The 10,251-nt window shown below is 58.1% G+C and carries 12 protein-coding genes; 7 read left to right on the top strand and 5 right to left on the bottom strand.

The window, feature by feature from the left end; translation table 11 throughout:
* Positions 1–192, top strand: a 192-nt coding sequence (locus OC446_RS16850) for a hypothetical protein (protein WP_262030182.1), incomplete at its 5' end; no start/stop codon positions are given.
* 11 nt (positions 193–203) lie between these two features.
* On the opposite strand, the gene OC446_RS16855 is transcribed toward OC446_RS16850, so the two are convergent.
* Positions 204–437, bottom strand: a complete 234-nt coding sequence (locus OC446_RS16855; RefSeq protein ID WP_262030183.1) for a hypothetical protein — start codon at positions 435–437, stop codon at positions 204–206.
* Between the two features lie 35 nt (positions 438–472).
* A complete protein-coding gene (locus OC446_RS16860; RefSeq protein ID WP_262030184.1) occupies positions 473–859 on the bottom strand; it encodes a hypothetical protein in 387 nt (128 codons plus the stop codon).
* Between the two features lie 138 nt (positions 860–997).
* Between OC446_RS16860 and OC446_RS16865 the strand changes: the two genes are divergently transcribed.
* From OC446_RS16865 to OC446_RS16875, 3 genes are all read left to right on the top strand, one after another.
* Positions 998–1,546 (top strand): PH domain-containing protein, encoded by a 549-nt coding sequence (locus OC446_RS16865; RefSeq protein ID WP_262030185.1) that lies wholly within the window; start codon positions 998–1,000, stop codon positions 1,544–1,546.
* A 402-nt stretch (positions 1,547–1,948) separates the two neighbouring features.
* Positions 1,949–2,998, top strand: a complete 1,050-nt coding sequence (locus OC446_RS16870; RefSeq protein ID WP_262030186.1) for a hypothetical protein — start codon at positions 1,949–1,951, stop codon at positions 2,996–2,998.
* Positions 2,995–3,804, top strand: a complete 810-nt coding sequence (locus OC446_RS16875) for a hypothetical protein (protein ID WP_262030187.1) — start codon at positions 2,995–2,997, stop codon at positions 3,802–3,804. Before OC446_RS16870 ends, OC446_RS16875 begins: the two co-directional genes overlap by 4 nt.
* A 127-nt stretch (positions 3,805–3,931) precedes the next feature.
* On the opposite strand, the gene OC446_RS16880 is transcribed toward OC446_RS16875, so the two are convergent.
* Both OC446_RS16880 and OC446_RS16885 read right to left on the bottom strand, forming a co-directional pair.
* Positions 3,932–4,417 (bottom strand): prepilin peptidase, encoded by a 486-nt coding sequence (locus OC446_RS16880; RefSeq protein ID WP_262030188.1) that lies wholly within the window; start codon positions 4,415–4,417, stop codon positions 3,932–3,934.
* Between the two features lie 115 nt (positions 4,418–4,532).
* Positions 4,533–4,745 carry a Flp family type IVb pilin gene (locus OC446_RS16885; RefSeq protein WP_262030189.1) on the bottom strand — a complete coding sequence of 71 codons (213 nt, stop codon included), beginning with the start codon at positions 4,743–4,745 and terminating at the stop codon, positions 4,533–4,535.
* 367 nt (positions 4,746–5,112) lie between these two features.
* On the opposite strand from OC446_RS16885, the gene OC446_RS16890 reads away from it, so the two are divergent.
* Genes OC446_RS16890 through OC446_RS16900 form a run of 3 tightly spaced genes read left to right on the top strand, consistent with a single transcriptional unit; the run spans position 5,113 to position 8,585 of the window.
* Entirely contained in the window at positions 5,113–5,739 is a 627-nt protein-coding gene (locus OC446_RS16890; RefSeq protein ID WP_262030190.1) for a pilus assembly protein N-terminal domain-containing protein, read from the top strand.
* A gap of 33 nt (positions 5,740–5,772) precedes the next feature.
* Positions 5,773–6,363 carry a TadE/TadG family type IV pilus assembly protein gene (locus OC446_RS16895; RefSeq protein WP_262030191.1) on the top strand — a complete coding sequence of 197 codons (591 nt, stop codon included), beginning with the start codon at positions 5,773–5,775 and terminating at the stop codon, positions 6,361–6,363.
* Positions 6,364–6,389: 26 nt separating this feature from the next.
* Positions 6,390–8,585 carry a TadE/TadG family type IV pilus assembly protein gene (locus tag OC446_RS16900; protein ID WP_262030192.1) on the top strand — a complete coding sequence of 732 codons (2,196 nt, stop codon included), beginning with the start codon at positions 6,390–6,392 and terminating at the stop codon, positions 8,583–8,585.
* A gap of 566 nt (positions 8,586–9,151) precedes the next feature.
* On the opposite strand, the gene OC446_RS16905 is transcribed toward OC446_RS16900, so the two are convergent.
* Positions 9,152–10,251, bottom strand: a 1,100-nt coding sequence (locus tag OC446_RS16905; protein WP_262030193.1) for a hypothetical protein, incomplete at its 5' end; no start/stop codon positions are given.

Here is a 10,251-nt window from a genome sequence, read left to right on the forward strand (position 1 = left end):
CGAACCCTGGAATCCAATGGCAGCCTGATCAAACGGCATTGTTCAGGGCCGACTATTTACGAAGTCGTGCATGAACGGGCGCCGATTGGCGTGATCTATAAGCTCGAGGTACGCACAGCGGAAACAGAAGAACCGCGGCAAGAGGCGAAGGTATCGCTCTTATCGCGGTTCCTGAGTGGGCGCAACGCTTAGTCCGGCCGGCTTCAGTATTTGCGAACCAGAACCTTCTCACGACGGCCGGTGTTCTTCACCGGCTGTTTCCTTGCGACCGGCGGCTTCAGACAATCTTCCGGCGTATCGTAGTACATCCAGCAGTAGTCAACGTATGGCCCAGCTTGCACGTAGAGGGCATAGTTCGGAAGTTGCGTGCGGTCTGCGCAAGCCGACAAAGTGGCTGTTCCGAGCACAACCATCGTCAGAGTTAAAAGCTTCTTCATTGGGATTATCCTTTGCGGGGTCTGATGGTTTGTGGTCAGGGTTTGCTGCGCCTTACCTCCTCATCAAGGAAAGGCCTCAGTTCACAACCAGCAGCCGTCGCGATGGAGATTAGCCTCGCCAAGGTCTCATGGCGGGCAATCGTCTCGAAGAGCACTGCGGCAGCGACCTTGGATTCGAATGTCTTGGCAGAGACCTTGAGGTAAAGGCCAAGGGCGTCCTGACACAGGGCAGCATCTGTGACCCTCGGCTGCGCCCGCGCCTGCGGCTCTCCAGCAGCTGTTGCTTGTGCGATCCGCGGCCCAGTGCCGAAGCGGCCTGAGACCTCGACGGCATGGACTGGATTTGCAATGCACAGCAAAACGAAACTGGCTCGGACCAGGCGGAAAACAATGTTTGATTTGCGTTTCTGCAGGCGCTTCATGACCTTAAATCTCAATATTGTTCCCGATTTAGCAAGCGGTATAATACACCTTAAATTCGGCGTGAACGACCAATCGTTCTGTCGATTTGGAAAACTTTCAGAGCCGCGTTGAGAAAGATGTCACTGATGCAAAGCCGCATGGATGCTGAGCTCCACGAAGGGATGTCGGAGGAGTTCCACGACACAAGCAGGCCTCTGAGGGTCTTTAGACTGTCCAAGGTTGTCTTCATTAGTCCGCTGGTGGTGGGGGGTGTCTCGGTCATCGCAGCCGCCTATGCCCAGGCACTTACGCAGCCTTGGCGCCTCCTCAGCCCGGCAACATGGACGTTGATCTATACGGGATGTGTGGCAGCCGGGGCGGTAGCAGTCCTGCTTGTCTATGTCCGCTGGCATACCACTCAGTTCATCATCTATCCGGACCGTGTGGTAGCACGCTCGGGCTTCATCCGCCGCTACGCACAATCTGCCTCACTGAGAGAGATCATTGGCGCGGAGCTTAACCAGTCCATTGATGGTCGGATGATGGGGTATGGTGACATCGCGCTCGATACAAGCGGCGTCGTGAATATCAGGATGAAGTCGCTCGGAAATGCGCGGGAGGCTGTGAACCTGGTTATGGGATTGCGCGGAGAGTTGGATTCGAGGAGGGAAGCTCCCTCCCGTTATCGAAGCCGCTTCGGGTCGTAGTGGGTGGGATCTAAGAGGGGGATCTCGGCGAGGGAGACGTCACGGAGCCCCTTGCTGCGGGTTGAGGGCGGGAGCGCAGTAGCGGCGTTCGGCTTTGACGCTGGGTTAACGGCCGGAGCTGCCTGGGCGACCGTGGCCCCCTGTTGCTTATCGGCATTCAGACGGCGCAACACCCAAGAATTCGAATTACTCGCCACATCGATTTCGCGTTTACCCGTGGCCGCTGCGATCGCCGGCAGTTGGCTTTGCCCGATATTTCCAACTTTCGGACTTGTGGTGACAAGCGGCTCATTTGATGGAAGCGAGACCGATTTGGTCTGGCATCCCCCAAGAGCAAGTGCGGTGGCGACAACGGAAAAACCGGCAGCGCGAATTAGTGTGCGATGACTGGTCGGTATACGCATGATACAGCCCTTAAAGAAGAGACGCATTAGAAAGTGGTCTACACTTATGATTCGCAAATCAAGAAGTGCAGTTCGGATTTTAGCAGTTTGCCTCGCATCGGCGATACTGTCGGGGTGCGGCGATCCGGGTATTACCGGGACAAATCACGAGGAGCTTTCGAAGAGTGTTAACGAGGTCGCTCAGGATCTCGCGTCCCAGGATAAGGACGGTCGCGGGCGGGCTCAGGCCTTTCTCAAGGCTTTGTATCGGGCAGCTAACCCGGTCTCGTTTGAGGCCCCGCCGGACGAGTTCAATGGCAAGGAAGGGCTGCGTCTCGTGTCCGACCGTGGAACCGAGCCATCATTCGGCACTCCTGCCTACCTGGACGCGATCCTCAAGGGCGGAGTGGGCAAGTTCGACCAAATGAGCCCTGCTGCCATCGTCTCGGTGTACGTTGCCCAGGACTCCCGCGCTCTCAAGGAGCAAATCGACTGGATTCGCGAATACCGTCGGCGGGAGCGCAGGGACGTCAGCAGCCAGCAATTTGACGAAGAGCGCCGGCGGAACCTCCTCGGAAAGGTATCATTGGCCCGCACCCGCTATTTCTGGTCAGAAACGGCCAAGAGCAAGCCCTACATCGGCTTCTCAATCTTCAACGTTCTCGACGTTCCCATGACGGGAGTTGAGGTATCCGTGGACCTGGTGAACCGAAAGGGCGAGGTCGTGGCCTTCGGGCGGGTCAAGCATGAGCCACCCATTGCGCTCGCTCCAGCCGTGCAGACCGTGATGGAGGTTGACCTTACCCGAGTGCCTGCATTGTCCGATCCGAAGTTGGCCCCGATGGCTCCGGAACTCACGGCCAGGATCAAGGTCGACAACCTTTATGTCGGTCGTGGCGAGGCCCTGATCCGTCCTGGTGGGTTCGATGGATCGGCCTTGGCTTCACGGATGGAGGCTCTGGGCGATCTTGAGGTCAGGATCCAGGAGGCTCGCGACAACCTGAGGGTCTACCGTTTGCTTTTCCCCGAGATTGACTCTGGTGACGGCAGCTCGGAAGCTAACTCGTGATGAACATTATGCCGGCGACCTCGAAACACCGTATGCCGAGAGCCAAACTGTCAGCAGGGATTAGGCCCGGCCCCAGGATCGGTCTGCTAGTCCTTGCTCTTGCGGCCGCGGGACCCTCCTATGCTCAGGTGGCGCCGTCCCGCAGCGAGTGGAAGGGTGTCTCCCGGACTGCCTCTGACCCGCTGAAGGTCTCTCTCTCAATCATGGATCGGATCACAAAGCGGAAGGATGTGAAGGGCCATCTCAAGGACATGGCATGTGGGTGTCAGATCGACAGCCGGCAGGGGCGTGTCGGTCAGCCACTTGAATGCAGGCCGGTGATTGAGGCGGCTACCGAGGAGGCTGCAATCCTCAAGGTGGTGCGAGTCGTGGGGGAGGAAGAGCTGGCCGCAACAATGCCCTGCTTCAAGCAAGGGATTTCGGCCTGCCGTAAGGATCCTGCATACCGGAGCGCCTTGGCCGATCCGCACTTGGTCTTTGTCGTCCCTGCGCCGGTCGCCGACGCGCTCGATGGATTCAAGCTGGGACCGATCGAGAAGCCCGTTTCCCCCGTTGCAGGCTGTGATGTGGTGGTGGACCGGGAGAAGGGAACCTATGCCCTCGACCAACGCTGGCACGGGTTTGTGGCACGGGCACTGATGTATGCCAGCGAGCACTACAAGGTCAGGACAAGGCTTCTGCCTGGTGAGCTCAAAAGGATCTCCGAGCAACATCCGCCGACTCCACAGGAACGACTGATGTCGATGGAAGGGAAGCCTCTGGGAATACCCCAGGAAATGATCGACGTGGCTACCGGCGGAAACTGAAAAGGGCGGCTCCAAGTTATGGGCCGCCCTTCTGCTTTGAATTTGGGTTTTGGTAGGGTCGAAACCTACACCGAAATTCGGGAGTGGAACGTCTCAGTCTGGTCGGCGAGCCAGATCCGTTCTCGAATCAAAGAACTGCTGTCCGCAACGTGATCGCCGCTGCTGCAATCGCTACTCCATAGGGGACGCCCTTGGAAGGATTGTAGAGGTTGGCCGCCCAGTTCCAGCTTTTCACCAACGCGGGCAGGGGCATGTGGCGGTAGCTCAGGATCGCAAGTGCCAGAAGGCCTCCGTAGAATGAGAACAGGATCCCGAACGTAATCAGTTCCTCGCCGAGGCCAAACCACAGCGCAATGGCGGCGATCAGTTTGACGTCCCCGGCCCCCATTGCTCGGAAGCTGTATGGGATGATTGCGACAAGCAGAATAATGAACCCGGCCGCTACATGCAGGAGGATGTCCTTCAGGGCCATTCCATTCAGAATTGCGAAGACAAAGAACCCGGCGAGGCACAGACCTACCAGGACATTTGGAATCTTCATGCGATGGACGTCGGTGAAGATGGCGGCACACATCAAGATGACAAAGGTGCCGACCTGCATGTTCTGGAGCATAACGATGGTCCTGAATGATCTTGGGAAAAGAAAACCCGGTCCTTTCTTCAAAGACCGGGCTTTGGCATCCGAAGCCGAAGGCTAACTATTGGCCTTCATCTGTGGCGAGGCCGGATCAGCTGGCCTTCATGTTGCCCGTCGCGGTGGTAAGAGCAGTGCCGATGTTCGTGAACACCGTCTTGAGCTGGCTGCCCATCGTGGTGACTGCGCCGATCGCGACGACAGCAATGAGGCCTGCAAGAAGGCCATATTCCATGATGGCGGAGCCGTCCTCGTCCTTGACGAGGCGCTTGGTGGCAGCGGCGGTGCGGTTGATGATGTTCTTCATGGTTCTACGACGTCCTGTTGATGTTTTCGGGAGTCATTACCCGCTATCGACGGGAATCATTCCCTGCTGTGGGGCATTGAGGTGGCCGCCGTCACGCCGCAGCGTCTGCTCTTGGTTCATGTGACCGGCTCACAAATCGGTTTTAATCCTAGCCCAAATCCAGTGCAAGGCTGATTAACGTTTCATTTCGTTTTTCTGCGTTGTAGCTCCCCTTTCCCCCTTATATTTCGTCGTGTAAAAAGCCTCGGGCTCAATCGCTGCCTGCAGGCGGCTTATCTTTCGTGATTCCAGACGGGAAAGGCATTATTCGATGAAGCTTTTTGCGAATACTCGAATCATCGGAAGCGCAATGATGATTTGCGTTTCGATGGTTGCAGCGCAGGCGCAGGAGCGGGGGACTGTCCCCCATCTTGGCCCAATCCTCCGCGCCTCGATGGATAAGGCCGTCCTCGTCAAAATGCCTGAGGGCATCCGGACGGTGGTGATTGGAAACCCGGCCGTCGCCCACATCAATTTCGAGAAATCCGGTCTTGCGGTGGTGACTGGGCGGAGCTTCGGCGAAACCAACCTGATTCTCCTAAACGAGCAGGGTGAAATCATCGCTCAGACGGATCTGGTCGTGGGCGATGATCGGAAGTCGCTTGTGAGCGTCCAGTCAGGAACGTCGAACAAGGTCACTGTCTCCTGCGATCCGCGATGCCAGCCGATCGCTGTCATAGGCGACGATGAACGTTCGTTCTCAGGCGTCAGCGGTCAGATCAGCACATTGACGAGTGCTGCCCAGCAGGCAGCACAAACCTCTGCAGGATCAGCTCCCGGCGCGGTTACGCCTGTCGCGGCATCCGCGCCCGTGGTTTCGCCCCCAGCTTCCTTTGCTCCCGCGCCCAGCAACTCGGGGGCGTCGAAGAGCCGACCGGGCCGGGACGATGGCGCGGAGACGATCCCCGTGAAGCCGGCGCCCAAGATGGAAGGCGTCTCTGCAGAGGCGCATTGATCCTGAATAACCCCGGAACTTCGGACAGGCAACATGATGAAGAGAGTCTCCAGGTCACTCAGAACCGTGCGTATGATTCGAGAAACGGATGGTGCCGTCGCAGTTGAGTTTGCGATGGTGGCATTTCCGTTCTTTATGGCGATTCTGGGATTGATCTACATAGGTTTGCTCTACTGGACGAGCGCCACGCTGGATAAGGGCCTCGAGAAGGTATCGCAGCTTATGTACGAGGGGAGGCCCCTGTGTGGCCTCGCCCCTGGGGCTGCCTCTCCCTACAACCAGGCATGTCTCAGAGATCGACTTTGCGAGCAGAGCCCACTCGTTCTGGTTAGCGAAGCCAAGTGCAAATCCGGTGCTCTCTTCTTTGACCTTAGGGTCGTTAAGGGAGATGGGACTGACTCGATGCCTGCGATGGTGACAAACGGCACCGTAAACACGGGCGCCTTTGTCGATGAGCCGGGGGCGGTGCCGGGAAAGATCGTGATGCTTCGCGCCGCGCTGGAGGTGCCGAACCTGGCATGGGTCGGTCCTGGCATGTCCACAGACGCTGGAAAGCGGGTTGTGATGGCGGCGTCCGTGTTCCGGATGCGAGCCCTGACTGAATACATGAACGCCATTCGCTGACCCTTGCCGCCCTGAAGAGTTTCACCATGCTCTCCCGCTTCTTCCGCAAAATCCTCAAATCGGAGAAGGCAGCTGCCGGTGTTGAGTTTGCGCTCATCATCCCGGTGATGCTCTTCATCTATCTGGGTGGCTCGTATGTCTCGACTCTGGCATCGCTGAACAAGAAGCTTCAGACGGCTGCCTACGCCGTCAACAATCTCGTCCCCTATCCCAGGGACTACTGCAGCTATCGTGCCTTTGCGCGGACGTTCCACGCTTCGGGTGGAGCCAAGGACATGATGGGCCAGTTCGTGGCCCCCCATCCGGTGGCTGATCAGCCGATGATGATCCAGTATACTGAGGGAGCACCTGACGTCGACAATCTCGTGACCGTCCGCGCGACGGCGAGGTACTCGTTCAACACTGGTTTTTGGGGTGTGGTGAACAACGTCGCGGCCGCCACTCCTGGGGCGTCGAGCTCAGGTGGCATCGTCCCGTCTGTGTTCAGCCTGAGTGCCTCGTCTCCAGGCGTGACAGTGAAGAAGAACCCGTCCGTAACCTGTGCGTCCGGAGTCGTCCGCCTCGTTGGTCCTGCGGTCACAGAGTTTTTCTCTGAGGAGTTCAACAGCATCGCTGTTCGAGCGGAAGAGGGTATCCCGCCTTACCAGATCCGTTTGAAGTCGACGCTTCCTGCGGGTTTGAGCTTTACGCCCAATGGCGATGAGGCTGATGTATCGGGAGCAATCCCCGAGACCTGCACCATCGGAGCGTGCGATCCTGAGACCCTCAATGTGACATTGGAGGCGGAGGACACGAGCAGCGAGCTCTGGGCGGGGACTGCGAACACGAAATCTCAGAAGACCTTCCAGATCACCCTCATCCATACGTTGCGCCTCAAGGTCCCGCACGCAACGGGCACCGCCGGTGTCTTCTTCCGCAGTCCTGCTCCGGACCGAAAGGGCGGCAAACCCGGGTATACCTACTCGATGGCCAATGCGCCTCCGGGGCTGGCGATCAATCCGACAACAGGCGTAGTGGAAGGAACCCCGCAGGCTCCGGGCACCTATGATCAGGTGTCGATCACGGTGCGCGATGCCCGTGGCACCGTCGTCACCGACAGCGACTTTGTCTATACGATCAGGCCTCCGAGCCTGTCTGCATGGGCCGATGGAGCCTTCCAGGCAACCGGTGGCTATTATGCTGCGGTGGGCATCCACGCCCGCGGTGGCTGGGGCACCATCACAGTGACCTGCACGGGCTTCCCGGCCGGAGTGGGCTGCGGGCCCGCAAGTGCCGGAACCCCTTATGACGGAACCGTCAACGGTGCTCCCCAGCAACTCGGCAGCGGAACCGGCACGGTGACCTTCCGGGACTCCTACAATCAGGTGGCGACCGTTCAGGTGTGGTGGAACGTTCAGCCGCCGGCCTTGAACGCGTGGCTGGTCAGCAACCAGAATGGTCAGGCGGGTGGTTACGTTCGCGGTGATGTTGCCGCAAGCGGCGGCTGGGGCAGTCTCTCGATCGTCAGCGTCTCTGCTCCGGCCGGTATCAGCGTCGCGCATGTTGGCTATTGGCAATGGGCCATCCACGGCACGGCGCCGTCACCAGGAGCGGGGCAGATTACGATTGTGGTCGGCGACCAGGCCGGACAGCGCAAGACCGTCGTCATGGGGTACAACTACACTCCGCCTCCCCTGAACACGTCGACGAGTGGTCACTTCGGAACGGCGATGTGCTGCACCTCGAGCTATACCCGCTATGTCTATTCGAGCGGTGGCTGGGGTGGAAAGTCGCCGTCGGCGTCAGGCATTCCTGCTGGCATGAGCTTGGGGTGGGACGGGAACACAGCATGGGTGACAGGCAGGCCGTCTTCAGCCGGATCAGGAACGATTTGGGTGACGATCCGGGACTCGGCAGGCCAGGCGAGTTCCCAGGCGATCTCGTATAATTTCACACCGGCGACATCGCCCGTGACGATCACCAGCACCAGCCCGTTCGGTCAATCACTTCAGATTAGGTTCTCGGAAGCAGTTAACGTGATTGACGTTTCGAGCAATCATTCGGCAACCGCGGGCAGCGCGTCTGTAGCGACATTCGTTTATTCCGACAATCTAAGTGCACATAACTTCACTATTACGATACGGGATTCTAGAGGATTGGTGAAGACGTTCAATGTCGCCTGGCCCGATATGGGATACTCGGGGCCCTCGGAGCCGCCATGTAGACCTGGGCGGTGCGGCTAACCACACAGGTCATCGGGTTCTCCCGATAAATCTAAAGCAAATTGAATCCTTCTTTGCGGCGGCACCATCACTGGTGCCGCCGTTTTCATGCCTGGTGTTCCGGCTGACGGTTACAGATTAGGCTCTCCGCGTTGGCCTCAGCTACGTTCTTATCTTGACTGGGCTTTGATCCTGAAAGGCAAGATTGGGAATTGGGAGCAGGAATCCGGAATGAGTGATGAGGGCCATGACATATGAGGACCGGCGTAAGATTTGATCCGGGATTGGCAACGATCGTTCCGAGAAACCTTTGATAGGGGATAGTTCGACTGAACAAAGCTGACCAAATTTCTAGTGCTCGCCTTACGAACTGCGAGCAGGAGACGAGGCGAACAGCGCGGATGGTTAATGGGTCAGACGGGTAGAGACGGACCTTGGCGCTGGGAGGCAATACAGACTTCGTACGGAAGTGAAGTCTTGCAAATGGGAAAGGCCGCCCGGAGGGCGGCCTTTGATATTAGTGTCACGATATCTGAGACAGTGTCAGGATATGTGAGAATTTCTGCCGGACTGGGCGCTGCTTCCGCTCAACTGGTGGGGTTCCCGTTCCCGTCGAAGCATTGGACACCCTGGGCGCGAGTCATCCCCCATCCGTTGTCACGCTTCCAGTACGCGCAGTACGGAGGTGCGGGTGGAGGCGGTGCAGTGTTCTTGAACTCACCAAGATCCGAGACATCGTTGAGATTGACATTGCTAGCGCAGTAGGAGCCTTGGCGTCCGTTCCAAAGAACATCTCGATGGTAGTTGACGAACTCGCAGAGCTCGCTACGGGCAAAGTCGCGGAGCTCGTCCATCTTCGCCTTCGATACGTATTGGGACTGATATTTCTTGCCATAAGGGCCCACGTCCGTATTCCAGGGCCCAGCTCCCATGTCGTTTAGATCAGTGTTTGACCCGCAGGAAACGTAAACCCTCCGTTGAAAACCACAGCCGTATTTGCAGTGCACGGAGTTGTAGGTGGTATCGACCCAGGCAATCCAAGTTTCCTTGCCACAGTCATAGCGGGTGACTTGGTTATTAGGGCTGAAGGCGAACTGTACTGGGAACGTGACTGTTCGCTCTGTGTCATCAACGATGGTGACGTTGAATGTTCCGGACATCCGATTCTTATCCGTGGGGCGACCATAGACCGCACCGTCGAAGCGGCTGTCGGATCCGTTTCCTGCGCAGCGCATTCCTGCGGGGAGACCCGAGCAATATGCCCGCAATGTTCCCCAGCCTCCTGTTCCTTCGAATGCCCCGGTAACTGTGATGTCGTCCTGGATCTCGCCTGTCACTTTCCTGAGGGCACGGCCTGAAAGCGCCGGCAGCCGGAAGTAATAAGGGATGCTCGTCGTTGCGGTAAGCCCACGCCCGTCGCGAACCGTCACTGTGATCGTTCCGGACAAAGCCTGTTGCGCGTTGGAAAGAAGCGGCTGCCCTTTAATCACGCCAGTAGAGGCATTGCAGGTGAACGGGTTGTTCGGGTGCCCTGCGGGCAAGCCGGAGCAGGTGTACGTATAAGGACCCTTGCCGCCGGAGCGGACGGGATTCTTCGTGTAGGTGTATTGCCCCGCTGCCACGACCGTATCAAAGCTGTCACCTGTATAGGAGAGACCCAGCGGATGGACGATGGTGAAGACGACAT

This window comes from Microvirga sp. Mcv34, assembly GCF_024519725.1.
In the GTDB taxonomy this organism is placed as follows: domain Bacteria; phylum Pseudomonadota; class Alphaproteobacteria; order Rhizobiales; family Beijerinckiaceae; genus Microvirga.

Bases quoted from the DNA above. Each gene is read 5' to 3' on its own strand.
- OC446_RS16855 (WP_262030183.1), bottom strand. From the start codon at position 437: ATGAAGAAGCTTTTAACTCTGACGATGGTTGTGCTCGGAACAGCCACT.
- OC446_RS16865 (WP_262030185.1), top strand. From the start codon at position 998: ATGGATGCTGAGCTCCACGAAGGGATGTCGGAGGAGTTCCACGACACA.
- OC446_RS16880 (WP_262030188.1), bottom strand. From the start codon at position 4,417: ATGCTCCAGAACATGCAGGTCGGCACCTTTGTCATCTTGATGTGTGCC.
- OC446_RS16900 (WP_262030192.1), top strand. From the start codon at position 6,390: ATGCTCTCCCGCTTCTTCCGCAAAATCCTCAAATCGGAGAAGGCAGCT.
- OC446_RS16890 (WP_262030190.1), top strand. From the start codon at position 5,113: ATGGTTGCAGCGCAGGCGCAGGAGCGGGGGACTGTCCCCCATCTTGGC.
- OC446_RS16895 (WP_262030191.1), top strand. From the start codon at position 5,773: ATGATGAAGAGAGTCTCCAGGTCACTCAGAACCGTGCGTATGATTCGA.
- OC446_RS16860 (WP_262030184.1), bottom strand. From the start codon at position 859: ATGAAGCGCCTGCAGAAACGCAAATCAAACATTGTTTTCCGCCTGGTC.
- OC446_RS16870 (WP_262030186.1), top strand. From the start codon at position 1,949: ATGATACAGCCCTTAAAGAAGAGACGCATTAGAAAGTGGTCTACACTT.
- OC446_RS16885 (WP_262030189.1), bottom strand. From the start codon at position 4,745: ATGAAGAACATCATCAACCGCACCGCCGCTGCCACCAAGCGCCTCGTC.